This window comes from Streptomyces sp. NPDC051567 (assembly GCF_044454165.1).
GTDB lineage: Bacteria > Actinomycetota > Actinomycetes > Streptomycetales > Streptomycetaceae > Streptomyces.
Genome location: NZ_JBITDK010000043.1, coordinates 1 through 17488 on the forward strand (window position 1 = coordinate 1; position 17488 = coordinate 17488).

Here is a 17488-nt window from a genome sequence, read left to right on the forward strand (position 1 = left end):
CCCGCGGAGCGGGATATGACCCGGCAAGCCGGGTCATAGTGAATGAATTGCGCAAGCGCAATTCGAATTCCGGCGCAAGCGCCGGAATGGAATTCCGTAAACGGAATTCCGAACGGAATGCAATTCTCGCAAGCGCGAATTGGAGGCGACCGCGCAAGCGCGATCACCGGGGCTGGCTACGGGGGAAGGTGCATCGCGCGCGGGACTGTGTAGGGCTTGGGAATCCCAGCCACCATCCCCGCAACGACCGTGACGGATCGTCGGGTCGCATGGGTGCCGGCCGCGCCGCAGTGACGGGTTCCGCTGCGCTCCACCCTGACCCCTCCCCCGCTCCTGAGCTTGCCCACCCGCATTCACCAATACCCCGCCAGCATACACGCCAACCGGTCATAGTGGGGCGGAATCCGAAGAGACGTCATCCGGGAGAGCGAACGGGTAGCGGGGGCGATGCATCAGGCACATGCGCTGTGTAGCGTTTGGGTCCTGGCCGCGCCACCCCTAGCCCGTCCAATAAACTGCCGGTTGAATCCAGAATTGCGCGGCCTCGAATTGCTCAGCCACAGAACGGACGCCCGATATGGGAGCGCTTGAATTCAGCGTGCGGAGGCACCGGAGCCGTCCGGCCCCCCGGGGCCGGGTGGCGGAACCGCCCACCGGCACCGGCCACGCTTCCTTGGTTTTGATCGTCACGGTCGGCACCACCCGAGACTCAGAGCCGCTGCTGCCGACCACGACCCGCACGGGGGCGCCGGCCCGTACGCGAAGCCGCGCGCGCCACGACGGGGTCCGGCGCGCAGGCTCTGTCGCTGCTGCTGAGGGGGCGGATCCCACGGCGCGCCGGTACTTGATCACGGTGGGGAGATCCGGTATCACGCGCGCGCACGCTCTAGAGGCAAGAGCTGTACGTTTTCGCAGGTCAGCGAGCCGAGTTCCGGAAGATATGTCAGTGCAGGGCTGACATATCTCGGTCGGGATGTCAGCTGGCCCTGACCGAGCAACATCGTTTCGTGGCAGTAGTGCCACGAAACGCGACGCGGTACGTCAGTCGACCGTTCGGCGCCGCGTCGGAGGCGTAGGTCAGTCCAAGGCTGACGTACGGGTGACTTTCGTGTCGTTGCTGCCGCGTTTTGGTGGCACTACTGCCACGGTCGGCGCTATGGTTCTGGCGTCACGACGATCAAGGAGAGAGCGACCTCATGAGCTCAGGGCCCCTGGACGGCAGCGCAGCGCCGAACCTGCCTGGCGCGCCGTCCCGTCGCCGGCGGCGCCCGAAGCCGCCCCCCACCGCGTACAACCGGTCCTCCGGCTCCACGATCGATCTGCCCGCCGGCCACGCCGCCCAGGTCTTCCCGGTGGGCTCCAGCACGGGGTTCATCGGTGAGGCGTTCTCGATGGACAGCCTGGAGTTCATGCGCTGGGCTGCTGTCCGGTACGACGCGGACCGGTTCGTCCTGGTGGTGCTGTTCACGCTCATGGGGTCACAGAAGCCCGGCGGCCTCATTGAAGCCAAGCACGAGGACATCGCCGCAGCCCTCGGGTACAGCCGTCCGCACATCAGCCGGGTCTTCAACGTCCTCGAGGCCGATGGGGCGCTGCGGCGGGTCCAGCGGGGCGTGTACCAGCTGAACCCGGCCGCCTCGCTCAGGGGAGGGCTCAGGGAGCCGAGCAAGGCCGAGAAGAAGCGCTCCAAGCTGGGTACGAGTGACCGGGTGGAGCAGCTGGACCTGTTGCGCGAGATCATGGAGGACCCGGACGCGCCCGACGCGTTCCGGGCGATGGCCGCTCCTGGCGCGAAACTGGAAGTGCGCAAGGAGTCGGATGGGGAAGGGAAGGCCACGTCATGACATCCGCCGCCGAGGAATGGGTTCCGCGCCGCAACGTGCTGTGGGGCAGCTTCAACGGCCTCGCGTACGTGCCGCGGCTGCCTCCGACCGCCTACACGCTGCTGCTTCACATGATGACCGAGCAGGAGCCCGGCGGCCTGGTCGTCGCCACGCACGACGAACTCTCCACCGGTCTGGCCATGGAGCGCGGGATGATCAGCCGAGCCATGCCGCACCTGGTTGCCGCCCGGCTCGTCACGGTGATCCGGCGCGGACGCTTCCAGCTCCATCCGATGGTCGCCGCCTTCAACGACCCCCGCGAGCAACAGCGTGCTGTCAAGGCCCTGCCGAAGGACATGCGGCTGGACGTCGGCGACTTCGAAGAAGAGTACGAACGCCGCTTCCAGCTCCACATGGATGAGAAGGCCCGCAAGGCCGAGGCCAAAGCCAAGGGCAACGTCACTTCGATCACCAAGCCGACCCGCCTCAAAAGCGTCCGCTGACAGCCGCCGGCCACTACGACACGGCGCTGCACCCACCGGTGCGGCGCCGTTCTCGTGCCCGGAGTCGTACGTCCGTGCGGCGCCTTCTTCCTGCTCACCGCGATCAAGCCGGTAGCACCAGGTAAACCGGTTTGTTCTGGGAGAGCAGAACAAACGCGAGGCGCTCCACCACGCTGACCGACCATGAGCAGCGGGCAGGCGGTAGCACTAGGTGAACCGCTTTGTTCTGGAGGAGTAGAACAACCGGCGGCCTCTCGGACCGAGAGAGATCTATGCGCCAGCTGCGCATAGATCTCCTGCCTAACATCACAGCTGAGCTATGTTCCGCAGCCGCCGCGACGGGTCCGATGGCCTGGTCCCTGGTCCCGGAGCAGCCGGCCCGGCCCGGAAGCAGCACGGCCCGAGCAGCGTGCAGCGGCTGGCCGTGCTGCACCGGCCGGGGCCGGCCTGCTACCCGTGCAGCACCCGTGTGCCGCCTGACCCAGGCAAATGCTGCGCTGCACCCACGAGACCACCACCAGGACCACGAGCAGCACCCCGCCAGCCACGGCCACCACCCCCGCTGCCCATCGAGCAGCAGTCCGCTCCACACCACCGCGAGCAGCACGGCCAGGAGCAGCGGCACCCGTCGGCGCAGGCCCTCGCCTCACAGCTCACACCCTCACAGCGCACCTCGCCCACCGGGGAAACGGGCTGTGTGCCACATAGGGGCGCCGGGGTGAGTGGCCTACAGGACGGTGCCGTGGAGGGCGCGGCGGTCGCCGGACATCGCGTAGCGGCGGGCCGCGAGGCCGTTTTCCAGGTCCTCGCCGATCTGCTCGCACAACGGGGTGAGGACGTCAGCCGCGGCGGTGTCGGACAGGTACGCCGGGGCGACTTCGAGCATCAGCTCCCCGAGCTGGTGGGTGGTGGCGGCGAGGTCGTCGACGACGCGGCGCAGCTCGGTGAGCGCGGGATCCGCCGGCGGACCGACGGGCGGCGGGGGCGGCGCGGTGCGGACGTCGCGCACGGCCTGGCGGACCACGGCGCGCACGGTCGGCTCATCGAGCGCCTGGAGGCCGCTGTGGGCGAGCGTGGCGAGTCGGCGGGTGATCAGCTCCGCGACGTCGCCGGTACGGCCGGAGACGGCGATCAGGGCGCGCTGGGACAGGCCGTAGTCGAGCGCGGCCGCGGTGGCCGGGCCACTGTCTCGCATGCGAGACGTCCCGGGGCCGGCTGCGACGGCGTCGTGGATCGCGGCGAGGGAGCGGGCGACGTCGAGGAGCCGGTACGCCTGGGCGCGGCTGATGCCGAACTCCGCGTCGCAGTACGACTCCCACGAGGTGAAGCCCAGGGGAAGCCAGACCTTGGCAGCGTGCGCGGCGCGGACCCGGGCGGCGAGCACCGCCACGGAGCGCCGGACGTCGTCCATCGCCTCGCGCAGCCCGGCCGTCATCTCCCGGGCGCGGGCCGCACTGAGCGGCGGCTGCGCCGGGTCGACGGCGTGCTCCTGGTCCTCGTTGTCCTCGCCCACGACTCCATCGTCCTGCGCGCCGGCGGACCGTGCCAGGGCGTACGGAAGCACGGCCGCAAGCCCCCACCTCACAGCCTCACAGCCTCATAGGCAACGTGCTCACCTGGGGAAACGCCCTGTGAGGCTCATAGCCCTCACAGGGGGAGGGCGGAACGTGACACCGGTGCCGGGCGGCTCTGGCAGGCTGATCCGCGACGGCGGGCTGTCGCGTCTCGCCGCGGGGAGCAGGGGGTCCGGGGTGGCAGGGATCGAGCGGGAACCGGCGGAAGTGCGGATACCCAAGGCCGCCCTGGACGCCTTCGCCGCAGCGCTGAGCGTGCGCACGGCGGCGATACGGACCTGGCCCGACGGCATCGGGTGGATGTACGCGCTGGGCACGTGGGACGAGCCGCACGTGGAAGTGGCGCTCATGCCCGGCGGCGATGAGGTGTGGCTACGGATGTCCACCGACCGCTCCAAGCTCGTCGTGTGGACCATCCAGCAGTGGTGGGACTTCGCCGGCGAACTGCCCGGCGCGGCGCCGCCGCAGGTCTGAGCGCTCAGCCCTTGTCGATGATCCGGATGAGGCCGAACGGGAGTTCCTCCGCCAGCCGGAACAGCGGCTCCAGGACGCCCTGGTACACCGGGTCGGTGTGGGGCGGGCAGTGCTCGGTCAGCAGGCAGCCGGCTGCGTCGTCCTTGGTCCGGGGGTGCTCCGCGTCCTCGTCGGCGGCGATCTCCAGGACCATGTCCATCGCCCCGTTCACGCTGTCGCGCACCTTGGCCCACCGGCGCGCGGTGTCCTCGCGCTCGTTCGGGATGGCGCTGTGGTGCGTGCGCTCGGGCAGGAGGTCGGCCACCGGCACCGACAGCGCCTCGCGCAGGCGGCCCAGGGTCGGCTCCTGGCACAGCTCCTCCACCACCGCGGCCGTCAGAGGCGGCTTCGCCTCCGCGACGCGCTGCAGAACGGCGACGCCCAGGACGACCGCGGCCGCCGTGTACCGCCAGGCGGTCAGCGCCGTGTGCCGCTCGTACGCGGTCGCGCCGCTGGCGATCTCATGGACGGCCTGCCCGTAGAACGGGAACGACGTCTGCGTCTCGTGCAGTTCGGCCACATCGCCGGCGCTCGCGAGGCGGTCCCAGAGGGTGACCGCCGACTGCCACTCGTACCGCGCGGTCAAGAACGCCGCGTTCAGCGACCGCAGCGCCTCCAACTCGGTCGTCGTCAGCGAGCCGCGCTCATCGAACCGTGGAAACCGCATCGCCACTCCCCCACCCCGGGTCCGGATCAGTCCCCGGAACGCTACCCGGCGCCGCGGCCGGTGGTGACGATCACGGGCGGATACGCGTTGCCGCCCGAGTGGCAACTGGTGGATACGGCCTCTCGGGCCGCACGTTCGCGGCACACTCGGGCCCACCAGCGTGCGTGGACAAGGAGCAGTGCGATGCCCGTGAAGATCACCCCCGACGACGCGTACGACGACGCGACCGACACCCTGCGGGTCGGGCGGCACGACCTGGAGCGGCTGCTGCTGGAGTTCCGTGAGCTGATGCGGAAACAGGAGCCGGGCAGCTGGCGCCACATGGAGGACTACGACCTGTCCTTCGAGCGCCTGGCCGACGCCGTCGACGCCGCGACCGAGGCCCGGCGGGGTGCCCGCTGGGAGGGTCCTGACCTCCGGATGCGCTGCACGACCACCGAGGCCGTGTACGAGTGGCCGGAGGGCGCTCCCTACGAGGGCGGCACGACGGTCACGTGGAACGTGCCGGGCTACGGCTCGCACGCCACCGATCCCGAAGAGGATGCGTGCCTGTCGCTGTGCGGCTTCAGATTCGCGGAGGGGGAGGGCCGGCGCGTGAGCGGCTTGCCGGACTGCCGTGAGTGCCGACGTGAGGTCCAACTCGGTGCGGAACGGTCCCGCGGCCGCTGGTGACTACCCGGGCGGCTACGCGTTGCCGCCCGGGTGGCTACGGCTGTGGCTACGATCGGAAACGCCCTGACCCCGGCAGTTGCGATGCCGGGGTCAGGGCGTTGTCACCGGGGGTGGCTACCCGAGCCAGACGATGTTCAGGACCGTCAAGCGGCGCAGCGGCCGGTTCACCCAGTAGGTGAGGGAGAGTTGGCCGACGGCCGCGTAGCGCACGTCCTCGCCCTCGAGGTCGTCCGCGTTCCACTGGCCGAAGCCCCACGGGTCGCCGGCGGCCGCGCCCAGGATGTCCCACACGGTGTCTTCGACGTGCTCGGGCAGGGTGTCGAGGACCTTGGCGGCCGGTGCGGAGAAGCGGACCGCGTACGGCTGTCCGCTCACCGGCGCCTTCGCCTTCCCCGCAGCTCCGCCATGTCGATGGTCTCGCTGTCGTCGTAGCCGGAGGCGACGAAGGCATCGACCGCCGGGGCGTGGGCGAGTCGGCCCTGCCAGTCCTGGACGACCTCGTACAGCCCGGCGAGGGAGAACGTCCGGCGGGACTCCTCCAGCGCGGCCGCCCACTCCCGCTCGAAGGCCGGCACCCACTTCTCCGCGCGCCGGTCGGCGCGCAGCTGGGCGAGGAGTTCGGCCGGGGCCCCGGGGGCGGGGGCGTACGGCGTGACGGGTGCGTGGTCGGGCTGCGCGCTCATCTGGTCCTCCCGGCGGGTCGTCACCTCACCGTACGCGCGCCGGATCGCGGTGGATGCGGTCATGAGCAGATCCCTCCTACGGGGTGAGCGGCGGCACGAGGGCCGGGCCCCGGCAGTTGCGATGCCGGGGCCCGGCCCGTGGTGTGCCGACCGGGGTCAGGCGGCGGGGCTGAGGGCCAGGGTGTAGTGGCGGCCGGTGGCCAGGTGGACCGTGAGGCTGTCGTCGGCGGCGGTGGCAGCCTGGTAGGCGGGGTGGGCCAGGAGCGCGGGGACGACGATGGTGCGCAGCACGTCGGCGGCGGGTCGGTCGGCGCGGGCCGGGGTACCGGTCGGGGACCGGAACACCTCGCCGTCGGCGCCGAACTGGAAGTCGAGCGCCCAGGTGTCCCCGGCCGCGGTGAAGACGATGTCGCCCTGGTGGCCGGCGTCGGTGACGTCGCTGGTGTCCGGGTGGGCCTGGAGGACGTCGGCCAGGCGCACGGCCTCGTCGTCCACGGCGGTCAGCGGGCTCTTGTAGCGGTCGATGGGCGGGATGTGACTGAGCGCTTCATCTGGCGGGTGAGCGCTTGAGTTGGCGGGTGTGCGTTTCAGTTGGCCGTGAGTGGAAGGGAGCGGTCCGGCAGGGTGCGACTTCTGCCCTTTCCGGGATCTCGCAGGGCCGGGGTATGTGGCTGATGCCCGGGCCCGCTCGCGCTTGTCGGCGGTCAGGAGCAGCCGGAGCTGATCTCCTGGAAGTTGTCGTAGTGGTCGCCGGTGTACCAGACGGTGTGGGTGTCGGGGTCGCGGACGATACGTTCCGCGTCCCGATGGGTGCCGGGTGTGCGGGGGTTGACGTCGTACTCGCGGTAGTGGCCTTCCAGGGGGAGGTCACCGGAACGGTTGCCGTAGACGTTGCTGCCCCGGATCACGAACTGGGTGTTCACCACCGGGTAATCCTTGGGGCGCTTGGCCTGCGGCCAGTCGAGTTCCTTTCAGATCCCGCAGGCTTCCTTCACCTGCCTTGGGAACGCCTCCACGGGCAGCGGCGGTTCGATGAGGTCGGCCGCCCGGACAGTCGGAGCCTGGGCGGGTGTTCCCGCCGTCGCGGACGAGGCAGCCGGGACGGCCAGTGCCATCAACAGCAGAGCGACGGCCGCCGCACAGCGCGGTTTACGGATGAGATTCATGCCCGCTCAACCAGGTGCCGGCCGGATTGGTCACGCACCGTCAGTCCAAGGATGTCGGCCGGGCGCCCCAACCGAGACGCACACCCGCCAGATGAAGCGCTCAGCCGCACGAAGATCAACCCTTTGGGGCCGCTTCCTTGCGGCTTTGCAGCCGTTTCTCCCAGTAGGCCGGAGTTCTTCGGCCTACTGATCGAGAGGGAGCACATGAAGCGTTTCATGCAGAAAGTAGGACTGTTCTCCGCAGTGGCCGCGGCGAGCCTGGGTACGGCCGTCCTGCCGGCAGCCGGGGCACAGGCCGCCCCGCAGCCGGTCTGTCCGCAGGTCGTGGGGGTCTGCACCTGGACGGAGCCCAGTTTCGAGGGCGACATGCGGATTCTCTTCGACGAGGAGCCTGTGCTCACTCCGCCCGTACAGAGCGCGTTCAACCAGGACTTCGAGACCTGGTGCTTCTACGAGAGGCCGTTCTTCGACAACCGGGGGCAGATGCGCGAAGTCAACAGAGGCGAGACCGTGAACGACTTCGGCTTCGGAGCTAATTCCGCCAAGCGCGGTCAGTGCGACTACAACAGCTGAGATAGGTCTCTCCAAGACCCGCCTTCGCCTGCCGAGGTCGATCTCGGCAGGCGTCCGGGGGTCCCTCTTCACCGGCTGATGCCCACTGAAACGCACACCCGCCAACTCAAGCGCCCATCCGCCAGATGAAGCGCTCAGGCACACGGGAATTGCGTGGTCATGCTTTCCGCTCCGATTTAGTATTCGAGATCGAGGTAGTCGATGTCATTGATGGCGACGTCCGACAGTCCCATAGCGCGGCCGCCATTGTCCTGGAAATAGACTTCCTTAAACCCTTCGGCGATGATCCCACGCATTTCCTGGTCGCTGGCCCCGGTCTCGCGGGCGTCGAACAGGCGCTGCGCGTACGTCGCGGGGAGCTTGACGGTGAGGCGGCGGAAGCGGCCGTCGTCCGTCGATCCTTCCGAGGAGTGGTAGCCGAAGCGGGCCCGGGTCTCTACCTTGATGCCGGTGGCGGCGGCCTTCTTGTGCCGGCGCTTGCGCACCTGGGGCTGCCAGCGGGAGCGGACGGCGTCGTCGATTTTCGAGGTGATGTCCTTGGGCGGGTTCTTGCGGGCGCCGCGCCGGTAGCGGTTGACGGAGTCGGCGGTGATGCCGAGCTCCGCCGCCACCGCCTTCGTGGTCCCCAGCTGCTTGAGCAGGTAGTTGATGCGGCCCTGGAGGGTCTTGGGCGGCTCGCGGGTGAATCCCTCCCGGTCGGCCCGCTCGATGGCGTCCTCGATCTCCCCCATGGCCTACTCCCCTTCGTCCAGGACGGCGTCGCCGCCCTTGATGTGGCGGGCCGGGTTGAGGCCCTTCTCCATGAGGTCGACCGCCCACGCCATGTCCTGGACGCCTTCGAGCTTCGCCAGTCCCGGGGTGGGCCCGAGGCGGAAGGCTCCGGGCTGCGGCTTGCCGCTGGCGGCGTACGGGAGGAAGTCGAGCGGGCTGGCGCTGGGGGCCGGGTAGACGACGCAGTCGGACAGCACGGCCAGCGGGTACAGGCCGGTCATCTTCGCCATGTTCGCCAGCTTGCGGTGCATGTTGATGCGGGCCTTGCTGATGACGGCGGCGCGGATGTCGGGGCGCCAGGTGGGGCGCATCATGGCCGGCCACGGCTCGCCGTCCTTGTGGCCCTTGCCCTGCGGGTTCTCGAACAGCTTCCCGATACCGCCCTTGATGGTGCCCTTCACCGCGGCGAGCACGGCGGTCAGGACCGGGTCGACCTGCTTGTGCTGTTCCATTGCCGCCAGGAACTGGGCGTCGGTGAGGTCCTTGGTGACGCCCATGTCGGCGAGGGTGTCGACGTACGCGTTCTTGAGCCGGTCGTGCCACGGGTCGAGGTACGCGCCGGTCTCGCGGCGCAGGTACGCCTCCAGGATCTCGACGTTGTAGCCGAGCTCCTGGGCGTAGGCGACGGTGTGCGTCTGGTACCAGGCAGGTCCCGTCGGGTGCTCGCCGGTCGGTGTGAACGGCGAGGGCAGGCGCGGGTCGATCTCCACGTGGGACAGGTCGACCAGCCAGGACCCGGGGATCTTCGGGTTGAACTTCGGGCCGACGAAGTGGTCCGGGGCCGACAGCCCGACCGTGAGCCGGGCCGCGGCCGCGAGGAAGGCGGTGTTGAGGTCGAGGCCCACCGCGTAGGGGAGCATGCACTCCTCATCGGTGAGCGTGTCCACCGACCGCACCCACTGGAACGCCTCCTCCCTGAGGAAGCCGCCCTTCCAGCCGATGCTGTGGACGGCGGGGTGTTCGATCTGGCCCTCCGGCGGGGCCGGGTCCATCGGCTGCGTGCCGAGGCTGCCCGGGTTGGGGCCGGACACCCAGTTACCGGTCTCCTCGTCGCGCACCGGGCGGGTCGGGGGGCGTAGCGCGGTCATCAGCTCCAGGCCGGAGACGGCGGTGCTGCCGCGCGGGGTGGCCACCCGCTGGGCGTAGATGCCGAGGACCTGGGCGATGTCGGCCGGCTCCATGTCCGCGACACCGGGCCAGGAACGGGTGTCGAGCGCGTCCCAGGGCAGGATCGCGAGCTGCACGCACTGGCGCTGGGCGCCGGTGGCCTTTCGGTAGATGCGCGCCCACGGCCCGAAACCGCGCTGGGTGAGCTGCCACTTCGCCTTGAGGACCTGCTTGACGACCGGGTGGTCCTCCTCCAGACGCAGGCCCCGGCGGTCCTCCAGGCGCTCGGGCAGCCCGAGCTTCACCGCGGCCGCGGTGGTGAGCACGATCAGCGGGTCGGCGTCCTTGCCGTTGCGGTGCAGCTTCGGCGCACCGAGGCCGGCCTCGCGCAGCGTCCACTCCACCAGCTCCACAACCGTGGTCGCCGGGCAGTCGAGCACGATGCCGCCCACGCCGTACGCGGAGCCGTCGCCATCGAGGACAGCGAGCGGACCGTTCGGAAACCGCAGGTCCAGCGCGGGCGCGGCTGCCTTCTTCGCGGCCGGGCGGCGCGACGTCGCCGGCCGGGCGGGACTCTCGGGCGCGGCAGCGGCGGCCGGGCCGGTGAACGTCTCCGGCACCTCCGGCGCGGGGGCCATGGCGGGAGTCCCGTGCGCGGGGTACTTCGCCGCCCACCCGTTCAGCAGCCGCTGGTACGCCTCCAGGCGCGGCGGCTTCGGCTCGGAGCGGCCGTTCTCCCAGTTCTTCACCGTCTGGGTCGTCGACTTCAACGCCTGCGCGAGACGGGCCTGCGTGATGCCGGCGGCCTCACGGAGCCGGGCACGCTCCGCCGGGGGCGGGAGCTGCGGCTCCTCCGCCAGCAGGGCGTCGATGTTCGCGAACAGCTCTTCCTCAGATGCCATATCTGTCTACCTCCACCCTGAACAGTAGCAGAACTTGCCCTCACATTTAACCTCCACTTTTAACCCGATCGGATTGTCTCTGGGTGGGAGGTGCCGTTACCGGCATTCCGGGGATGTGCACACTTCCGTAAGGCGGCGTCCCCCTCGGTTCCGGTACCGATCCCGCCGGGGACTGAGCGGAAGACGGCCGGGCGCTTGGTCCCCGGCAGGCCGCGGCCGAGGGCCGACACGACACGTCGCATCAGATCCGCGCCCGGCGGGGCCGTCGGTTCCTCCGCAGTCCCGGGCGCCGGGGACCCCGCACTCCCCACCACAGAGCCGGACCGGCAGCTCCGGTGCAGCGCGGTGGTGGGGCCGGCCGCCGCTTCGGCGAAGCGCTGCGGTGGGAGAGCGGTGTGGGTGGTGGGCTGTTTTACAGGCCCTGTTCGAGCCACCAGAAGAGGAGGCCGACGGCTCCGGCTCCGGCGCTGTAGCAGGCGCCGCGCAGGGCGCTTGTCGTCATCGTCCGGCGGCGGCGGCGGGTGATCCGGCACCGTGCGCGGCGGGTTCTCCGGCTGTTCTCGAGCGTGCCGGGGTGGTGCGTGTTCTTCACGGGGGTTCCCTTTCGGGACGGTGTCGTGTGGTGTGGGCCCGGCGGGGGCCTGGAGGCGTAGGAACCGTGGGCCCCTGCCGGGCTTCTGGTGTGTGTCAGTGCCGGATGGCGAGGTCGTGGATGCGGTCGGCGAGCTGGCTGTCGGGGCGGCAGATGAGTCCGGCGTCGTCGTCGTGCTGTTCGACGAGCCGCTCGAACTCGGTTTCCAGGCACCTGGTGGGCATCGTGGTGAGGGGCCGGTTCCGGGCGGTGTACCCGGTGAAGGACTCCAGTACTTCGATGAAGGACTCCGGGGCCCTGTCGTCGAGGAGTTTGGTCATCTGGCGTTTCCAGAAGTGGGCCTCGTGGACGTCTCCGCCGCTGAGGTGGTGCAGGTGGAGGCAGTAGGCGGCGCCGCTGTGGCCGGCGCCGGCGGCCAGCTGCCACCAGAACCTTGCGCTCTCGGGGTGGCGGGCGAGGTAGAGCGTGCACGCGAAGATCTGGACGCCGTCGATGTCGACGTCGGCGGTCCATCCCTCGAACCCGGCGTGAGCCGCCTCGTCGCCACCGCCGATGAGCGCGGTGAGGTCCTTGACGTGCGAGGCCGCGCCCGTCTGGGTCAGTGCCCAGCGGGAGAAGACCTCGAGTTCGTGACGGGCGCAGGAGGCCCGGCGTCCTTCCCGGGCGGGCTGGACGTAGCCGGCTTCCTCGGCCAGGCGGCGCAGGCCGGCGGCGACGTCGAAGGCGCGCCGGGGCTCACCCGCGGAGACGCCCGCTTCGGACAGTCGCTTTTCCCAGGTACTCACAGTGTGTCCTCCTGCTTCTGCATCGTGGCGCGGCGGTGGACCGGGGCGAGCCGTTCCCTGGCCTTGCGGCAGTGGTAGTCGACGGTGCTGGGTGTGATGCCCATGTACCAGCTGATGTGCCTGGTGGCGTACTTGACGACGTACCGCAGGACGATTACGTCGAACTGGCGCGGGGGCAGGTTCCCGAGTGCCTTGTAGAGGCCGGTCCCGTTGTCCATCGCGGTCAGCTGCTCGCGGAAGTTCCGCAGGGATTCGGATATGACGGTCCGGCGCATGATCGCCCAGGTCTGTTGCTGCAGATCGCTCTCCGTCAGGAGGGTTTTCCAGTGCCGGAGGATCTCCAGGAAGGCCCGGTGGACGGCCCTCTCGGCCGCGTCGTTCGTACGGAGGCAGAAGAGGGCGTATGCGTGGAACGCCTCCTGGTTGGTGAGGTAGTGCGCCTCGAACTCCAGCGGGAGCGGGAGCGGGGCTTCGGCCACAGGACTTCGGCCGTCTTCCCCCTGGACATCTTCGGTCATTAGTCCTCTTCATTGAGGGCCTACAGGTTGGGCGCGGCGCGAGCGCCGACGTGTGCTCACTCAACCGGTAGTGACGGCCGAACACGCATGCGCGCCCTGCCGAACATCACCCACAGAGATCCATTTGAAGCAGAAAGTAGTGACCGGTCGGACCAGAAGTGGCATGTGACCTGCCCACTTCCATCACACTCCGTGTCACGACGCTGACAGGGATGCGCCATTATGTGATGCGAGTCACATGATGTGCTCGAAGGTTTGGAGACTGATTCACGCCACGACGGGCGAATTCCGGCAAGTCGACCGGACCACGGACACCGCTCCGCGCCGGCCCCGACCGGCGAACTCAACGGCCCCCGGAACCCGGACTGCAGATCCACCCGCTCCGCGCTCATCCAGGCCCGCCGACACCCGGGGCCCACGCCCGTACGAGAACTGACACCCACTCCAGCCCGGAACCAACGGGTAGGGGCCCTGGCGTATGCCAGGGCCCCTACCCGTCCTTCACCGACAGACGGTCGGCCGTCCTCGCGTCAGATGTCGGGCCAGTCGTCGGAGATCACGATGCGGGCGACGTAGATGTCCGGGCCGTCCCGCCCGGGCTCGGTGTCGCCGACGTAGTACTCGGCCAGCCCGATGTCACGGGCCAGCGGCACCGAGTACCAGCCCGGCCGTCCCGGGACCGGCTGGGCCAGCGGCGGGACCGGTACACCCCGGAGTTCGACGAGCAGGTTCATCACGGCGGAGAACACGGACGCCGAGACGTCCGGGGCGAGCAGCGGGTGGACGGCCGGCGAGAGCCGGACACGGTCCCCGTCCTCCTCACCGCCGTCCGGCCCGGGCTGTCCGTCGCTCAAGGACTGTCCTCCCCGCGGGCGGCAAGGGCTTCGCGGACCAGGGCCGCGGCCGGGCGCCCCGGCGCCCGCCCCGCCTCGGCAGCGGCACGGGCCTCCTCCGGGAGCGGGTCGGCGTACAGGGCCGCCCGCATCCACCAGCGGCGCAGGACGCCCAGGAGCTCGGTCTCGTCCGCCTCGCCCATCTCCCGGTAGAACTCCATCCGGTCCGCCGGGGGCAGTGCCTGGGCCACGGCATTCTGCGTGCGTGGCAGCGACGGCGGCCCGGCGTCGCTGGGATGCACAGTCTGTGCGCTCATGCGTTCATCCTCTCAGCTCCGGGGTCCGCCGGGGGCGGGTCCTCGCGGCCAGCGAGAACCCGCCTCTCGGGAACGGCTGGAAACCGCTTCCGCACACCCCCCGCGGTCGAGGACGTCAAGGACGGCCGCGTCCGGGCCGCGCTGTCGGGACGCTCCCTCATCGCGATCCTGATCGATCAGCATCGTCCTCGACGACGGACTCGCACCGGAGCCCGGTACCGACAACTGACCTACCACGATGCGGGAGCGTCACCTTGTCGGTGGCGGTCCCGCATCGTGGTAGGTCAGTAAGCGACCTTGATGTAGTCGATGTCGGCCAGCTCCACCAGGAGCCCGGCCGCACGGTTCCCGCCGTCCTTCAAGCAGAACTCCTGAAGGGCTTCGGTGACGGCGACGTCCTGGGCCGCGAGGAGCCGGCCCGCGTACTCCGGGGGCAGGTGCTGGGTGATACGGCGTATCCGTCCGTCGTCCGAGGTGCCGGGGGCGGCGGTGAACCCGAACCGGGCGCGGGTCTCGATGACCAGCCCGGTCTGCGTGGCGGCCCGGTCGCGGGCGCGTTTGCGGACCAGGGGCTGCCAGCGGCGGCGGACCTCGGTGGCGAGACGGTCCGCGCGTTCGGGGCGCGGGGTCCGGATCTGGTCGCGTACGTACCGCTCCAGTGCGCTGCGAGATCCCGAGCAGCCGCGCGACGTCGCGGGTGATCCCCTTGGTCTGCTTGACCAGGTAGCGCATCTGCGCGCCCGCCGACTTCGGGACCGGGCGGGTGCTGTGTGCCTGGCCAGCCCGCTCCAGGCTGTCTCCGACGATGCCCATCAGGTCCTTCATTTCTTTCCCAGCGCTGGGAAGGTTTTCACGTCTCTCTGGGTAACGCTCGCTCACGTCACCCCTGACTCACCGGCACCGCGCGTCCCCGTACGGCCCGTTGGACGCCGTCCGCGTCACGGCTTGACTATCGGGGCCGGTCCGGGCCGTGCGGCGCTCAGCGGGTCGCTCAGCGCGCTCCCCGGGTGCGGAAGACCCGGGGCGGGCGGGGTCACAGGGTGATGGTGGTCTGGAGTCCGCCGATGGTCGCCGCTCGTCGGCGGGCCGGCAGGCGCGTCACGGCGTGGTCGACTCCGCACAGCAGATCCGGCACCGGGATGCCGTAGTGCGCGGACAGGCGGTCGAGGTCCGCGAGTGTCCACGAACTGCCGCCGCCGGCCTGTTTGCGGGACACCTGCCCCTGACTCAGCCGCAGCCCCTGGCCGAGATCGGCCTGGGTCTCTCCGGTGGCGTACATCAGGGCGGCCACGGTGAGCCGCAGTAGGACCTCTGTACTGGACATATGGGTAACTCCCATCGGGTATGCACTGGATACATACAGCCGGTGAAACCAGACCGGTGGTACCGCCCGGGTGCCGGGCTGCAGGGGCCTACCGGGCGAGGCCGGCGAGCCTCTCCGCCGCCTTCCGCTCGCGTTCGGCGGCGGCCTGCGCTTTCCATGCCAGCCATTCCGCGCTGGGCCGGCTGGCGACCTCCCACGCGCTGGCGTCCTCGGAGGGCTCTTCCTCGCCGGGGCTGTCGTAGGCGGGTTCCTCCTCGGTCACCGGTTCGGGGGGCGGCGTGGGACGGGGCGTGGCCGGGACGGTGGGTGCGGGGTGCCGGTCCTGCCAGGCGGTCATGTGTTCCCTCACCTGGTGTTCGAGCAGGGCGCCGAAGATTCCCCGTCCGGTGAGGAGCAGCTGGAAGCGGACTTCCTCGGTGGTCGCGGCCTCGGACCATCCTTCGAGCGTGGTCATGGCGGCCTCGCGGGCCGCCTGGTCTACGCTCCCGTTCCCCATGATGAAGTCCGCGCTGGCAGTGGCGGCGGCTTCCTCGTCCTGGCGGCGGTCGTCGGCGCGCTTGATGCAGGCCCGGCACTCCTGGCCGCCGATGATCAGTCCGTCCTCGCATCCGGGGTCCGGGCAGTCCTGGGCGAGGAGGGCGGCTGACAGCCAGGCACAGCGGTTCTTGATCCGGTCGCAGCCTTCCGGGTTCTTGTGGCTGTGGCGGGGGGCGTTGCAGCCGGACGCGGTGCACCGGTCGCAGCCGCGGTAGTCGGCGGCGGCCCGGGTTTCGGCGTGCTCGCCGTACCAGCGGCGGTTGATACGGGCGATGACCTGATCCGGGGTCCGCCGGGGGACGCCCCCCGTGCCGGCCAGCAGGTCGTTGATGGCGCGGTGCAGACCCGGGTAGAGCGCGGTCCCGGGCTTGGCGACGGCGGCCGGGATTGCGGCCCGCACCATCTCGAACCCGGGCGGAGTCCGACGGGACCTGGTCTTCATCGTGGCAGGCCGGGGGGAGGTGGTGCGCTGGGGAGGGAGATCCGTTGCTGACGCGGCGGAGCCGCTCCCGGCCCCGCCGGTTTCACCAGCCGCGCCCTCGCTCCCGCCCGCACATGCGTAACCACCCGCACCTTTGCCTACGGCGTCAGCCACCCCGTCCTTAGCTGTTGAAGGTGCGTCTGGAACAGAGGCTGTAGAACGGGCGGAATCAGTTCCGCCACCGGTAGCGGAATCAGTTCCGCCAAGGGTGGCGGAATCAGTTCCGCCACCCCCCGGCATCGCCTCGCCCTCGGGGGTGGCGGAACTGATTCCGCCACCCCCCTTCTTCTTCGGCTTCCGGCGCTCCCGGTCCTTGCGCCGTTGCTCTTCCCGCTTGGCCTCCTGGCCAAGCAGCCTGGCCTCGTAGGCGGCCCGCCAGGCGGCCAGATCGAAGGCCGGGGCGTGCTCGGCCATCCACCCCTCGATGTCGAAGCCGGAGAGCGTGGGACCGTACCGGGCGACCAGCTGCGGCGGGGTGTCGGCCGGCGGCTCAAAGCCGTGGACCAGCCATGCGTCGAACACCTCGTACAGGTTCGCGTCGTTCTCGTCGGACTTCCCGTCCACCTTCCGGCGGGTCACCCTGATCAGCCCGACCTCGTGCTCCAGGTACTTCGTGGCGTTGTCCACGGTCTGCTTCGTGCAGTCCAGCGCAGCGGACAGGGCGGCACGGTACGGGTACCCCTTGTCCGTGTCACGGGAGCCGACATCCGCGAACGTCACGAGCAGCGGGTAGAGCGCCTTCCCCTTGCCCGCGTTCAGCCCAGGGTCCGAGTCCCGGATCACGCAGACAGCCACCATCCCGAAACGAAGCCCGCCCGCACCGGGGCGGCTGACGCTGGGGCGGTAGGAACTTGACGGCCGACGAGTCACCGCGCACCCCCCACCAGGCCGGCAGCCGCGGCGAGACGGACAGCGGACACGATCCGCCACCGCGCAACGGCGGGGGACACGCCCCCGGCCACGTAGCCGGACAGCCGGCACGGGCGAGGGCAGCTGGTGGTGGAGCGCGAAGTGTTCAGAGGCATCTGCCGACGCGTCCCGCAGGGCGGGACGGGGGCGCTGGTGGGCGCGGGCGGGGTGCTGTTCAGAGAGGCCGGTGTGACACTCGGGACGAAGAATCTGAGATCCGCGGCCTGGGGCCTGCGGC

19 protein-coding genes and 2 pseudogenes are annotated in these 17488 nt (G+C 70.2%); 5 read left to right on the forward strand and 16 right to left on the reverse strand.

The genetic code is table 11. The features are described from left to right. Positions 1 to 1196 precede the first annotated feature (1196 nt). Together ACIA5F_RS29080 and ACIA5F_RS29085 are read left to right on the forward strand one after the other, a co-directional pair. Complete coding sequence (locus tag ACIA5F_RS29080; RefSeq protein WP_399358091.1) at positions 1197 to 1844, forward strand: helix-turn-helix domain-containing protein; 648 nt, start codon at positions 1197 to 1199, stop codon at positions 1842 to 1844. After that, entirely contained in the window at positions 1841 to 2326 is a 486-nt protein-coding gene (locus ACIA5F_RS29085) for a hypothetical protein (protein ID WP_399358093.1), read from the forward strand. The genes ACIA5F_RS29080 and ACIA5F_RS29085 overlap by 4 nt, the downstream gene beginning before the upstream one ends. Positions 2327 to 3053: 727 nt before the next feature. On the opposite strand, the gene ACIA5F_RS29090 is transcribed toward ACIA5F_RS29085, so the two are convergent. Next, the gene (locus ACIA5F_RS29090) at positions 3054 to 3839 is read right to left on the reverse strand and encodes a hypothetical protein (protein WP_399358095.1); all 786 of its coding nucleotides are present in this window, start codon (positions 3837 to 3839) and stop codon (positions 3054 to 3056) included. A gap of 238 nt (positions 3840 to 4077) precedes the next feature. Here ACIA5F_RS29090 and ACIA5F_RS29095 point away from each other — a divergent pair, with 238 nt between their 5' ends. Continuing rightward, positions 4078 to 4374, forward strand: coding sequence for a hypothetical protein (locus ACIA5F_RS29095; protein ID WP_399358098.1), 297 nt, complete (start codon positions 4078 to 4080; stop codon positions 4372 to 4374). Positions 4375 to 4378: 4 nt separating this feature from the next. On the opposite strand, the gene ACIA5F_RS29100 is transcribed toward ACIA5F_RS29095, so the two are convergent. After that, on the reverse strand, positions 4379 to 5080 hold the full coding sequence (locus tag ACIA5F_RS29100) for a hypothetical protein (RefSeq protein ID WP_399358100.1): 702 nt from the start codon (positions 5078 to 5080) through the stop codon (positions 4379 to 4381). Positions 5081 to 5263: 183 nt separating this feature from the next. On the opposite strand from ACIA5F_RS29100, the gene ACIA5F_RS29105 reads away from it, so the two are divergent. Then, positions 5264 to 5752: a hypothetical protein gene (locus tag ACIA5F_RS29105; protein WP_399358102.1), complete on the forward strand. Its 489-nt coding sequence runs from the start codon at positions 5264 to 5266 to the stop codon at positions 5750 to 5752. A 114-nt stretch (positions 5753 to 5866) separates the two neighbouring features. Here the strand turns inward: ACIA5F_RS29105 and ACIA5F_RS29110 are convergent, their stop codons facing one another. The 5 genes and pseudogenes from ACIA5F_RS29110 to ACIA5F_RS29130 all read right to left on the reverse strand — a co-directional run bounded on the left by ACIA5F_RS29110 (position 5867) and on the right by ACIA5F_RS29130 (position 7601). Continuing rightward, complete coding sequence (locus ACIA5F_RS29110; protein WP_399358104.1) at positions 5867 to 6127, reverse strand: hypothetical protein; 261 nt, start codon at positions 6125 to 6127, stop codon at positions 5867 to 5869. Continuing rightward, positions 6124 to 6435, reverse strand: coding sequence for a DUF6247 family protein (locus ACIA5F_RS29115; RefSeq protein WP_399358164.1), 312 nt, complete (start codon positions 6433 to 6435; stop codon positions 6124 to 6126). Before ACIA5F_RS29115 ends, ACIA5F_RS29110 begins: the two co-directional genes overlap by 4 nt. 156 nt (positions 6436 to 6591) lie before the next feature. Next, the gene (locus tag ACIA5F_RS29120) at positions 6592 to 6930 is read right to left on the reverse strand and encodes a hypothetical protein (protein ID WP_399358106.1); all 339 of its coding nucleotides are present in this window, start codon (positions 6928 to 6930) and stop codon (positions 6592 to 6594) included. A gap of 209 nt (positions 6931 to 7139) precedes the next feature. Next, positions 7140 to 7385, reverse strand: a pseudogene (locus ACIA5F_RS29125) (ribonuclease domain-containing protein); the annotation flags it as partial. A gap of 21 nt (positions 7386 to 7406) precedes the next feature. Next, entirely contained in the window at positions 7407 to 7601 is a 195-nt protein-coding gene (locus tag ACIA5F_RS29130; protein WP_399358108.1) for a hypothetical protein, read from the reverse strand. 216 nt (positions 7602 to 7817) lie between these two features. Between ACIA5F_RS29130 and ACIA5F_RS29135 the strand changes: the two genes are divergently transcribed. Beyond that, positions 7818 to 8174, forward strand: a complete 357-nt coding sequence (locus ACIA5F_RS29135; protein WP_399358110.1) for a hypothetical protein — start codon at positions 7818 to 7820, stop codon at positions 8172 to 8174. Positions 8175 to 8350: 176 nt separating this feature from the next. On the opposite strand, the gene tpg (ACIA5F_RS29140) is transcribed toward ACIA5F_RS29135, so the two are convergent. From tpg (ACIA5F_RS29140) to ACIA5F_RS29180, 9 genes and pseudogenes are all read right to left on the reverse strand, one after another. Then, positions 8351 to 8905 carry a telomere-protecting terminal protein Tpg gene (tpg, locus tag ACIA5F_RS29140; RefSeq protein ID WP_399358111.1) on the reverse strand — a complete coding sequence of 185 codons (555 nt, stop codon included), beginning with the start codon at positions 8903 to 8905 and terminating at the stop codon, positions 8351 to 8353. Between the two features lie 3 nt (positions 8906 to 8908). Further along, positions 8909 to 10954: a telomere-associated protein Tap gene (gene tap, locus ACIA5F_RS29145; RefSeq protein WP_399358113.1), complete on the reverse strand. Its 2046-nt coding sequence runs from the start codon at positions 10952 to 10954 to the stop codon at positions 8909 to 8911. 687 nt (positions 10955 to 11641) lie between these two features. Next, positions 11642 to 12331, reverse strand: a complete 690-nt coding sequence (locus ACIA5F_RS29150) for a hypothetical protein (protein WP_399358115.1) — start codon at positions 12329 to 12331, stop codon at positions 11642 to 11644. After that, positions 12328 to 12810, reverse strand: coding sequence for an RNA polymerase sigma factor (locus tag ACIA5F_RS29155; RefSeq protein ID WP_399358117.1), 483 nt, complete (start codon positions 12808 to 12810; stop codon positions 12328 to 12330). The genes ACIA5F_RS29150 and ACIA5F_RS29155 overlap by 4 nt, the downstream gene beginning before the upstream one ends. Positions 12811 to 13379: 569 nt before the next feature. Next, a complete protein-coding gene (locus ACIA5F_RS29160; protein WP_399358119.1) occupies positions 13380 to 13703 on the reverse strand; it encodes a hypothetical protein in 324 nt (107 codons plus the stop codon). Then, positions 13700 to 13999, reverse strand: a complete 300-nt coding sequence (locus ACIA5F_RS29165) for a hypothetical protein (protein ID WP_399358121.1) — start codon at positions 13997 to 13999, stop codon at positions 13700 to 13702. Before ACIA5F_RS29165 ends, ACIA5F_RS29160 begins: the two co-directional genes overlap by 4 nt. 284 nt (positions 14000 to 14283) lie before the next feature. Further along, positions 14284 to 14812, reverse strand: a pseudogene (tpg, locus tag ACIA5F_RS29170) (telomere-protecting terminal protein Tpg). Between the two features lie 220 nt (positions 14813 to 15032). After that, positions 15033 to 15323: a helix-turn-helix domain-containing protein gene (locus ACIA5F_RS29175; protein WP_399358123.1), complete on the reverse strand. Its 291-nt coding sequence runs from the start codon at positions 15321 to 15323 to the stop codon at positions 15033 to 15035. Positions 15324 to 15411: 88 nt separating this feature from the next. Further along, positions 15412 to 17124, reverse strand: coding sequence for a hypothetical protein (locus ACIA5F_RS29180; RefSeq protein WP_399358125.1), 1713 nt, complete (start codon positions 17122 to 17124; stop codon positions 15412 to 15414). Positions 17125 to 17488 lie beyond the last annotated feature (364 nt).

What these genes read in the sequence shown, in the direction of transcription:
- ACIA5F_RS29080 (WP_399358091.1), top strand. Translation starts at nt 1,197, where the DNA reads ATGAGCTCAGGGCCCCTGGACGGCAGCGCAGCGCCGAACCTGCCTGGC.
- ACIA5F_RS29085 (WP_399358093.1), top strand. Translation starts at nt 1,841, where the DNA reads ATGACATCCGCCGCCGAGGAATGGGTTCCGCGCCGCAACGTGCTGTGG.
- ACIA5F_RS29100 (WP_399358100.1), bottom strand. Translation starts at nt 5,080, where the DNA reads ATGCGGTTTCCACGGTTCGATGAGCGCGGCTCGCTGACGACGACCGAG.
- ACIA5F_RS29105 (WP_399358102.1), top strand. Translation starts at nt 5,264, where the DNA reads ATGCCCGTGAAGATCACCCCCGACGACGCGTACGACGACGCGACCGAC.
- ACIA5F_RS29115 (WP_399358164.1), bottom strand. Translation starts at nt 6,435, where the DNA reads ATGAGCGCGCAGCCCGACCACGCACCCGTCACGCCGTACGCCCCCGCC.
- ACIA5F_RS29130 (WP_399358108.1), bottom strand. Translation starts at nt 7,601, where the DNA reads ATGAATCTCATCCGTAAACCGCGCTGTGCGGCGGCCGTCGCTCTGCTG.
- ACIA5F_RS29135 (WP_399358110.1), top strand. Translation starts at nt 7,818, where the DNA reads ATGCAGAAAGTAGGACTGTTCTCCGCAGTGGCCGCGGCGAGCCTGGGT.
- tpg (WP_399358111.1), bottom strand. Translation starts at nt 8,905, where the DNA reads ATGGGGGAGATCGAGGACGCCATCGAGCGGGCCGACCGGGAGGGATTC.
- tap (WP_399358113.1), bottom strand. Translation starts at nt 10,954, where the DNA reads ATGGCATCTGAGGAAGAGCTGTTCGCGAACATCGACGCCCTGCTGGCG.
- ACIA5F_RS29165 (WP_399358121.1), bottom strand. Translation starts at nt 13,999, where the DNA reads ATGAGCGCACAGACTGTGCATCCCAGCGACGCCGGGCCGCCGTCGCTG.
- ACIA5F_RS29175 (WP_399358123.1), bottom strand. Translation starts at nt 15,323, where the DNA reads ATGTCCAGTACAGAGGTCCTACTGCGGCTCACCGTGGCCGCCCTGATG.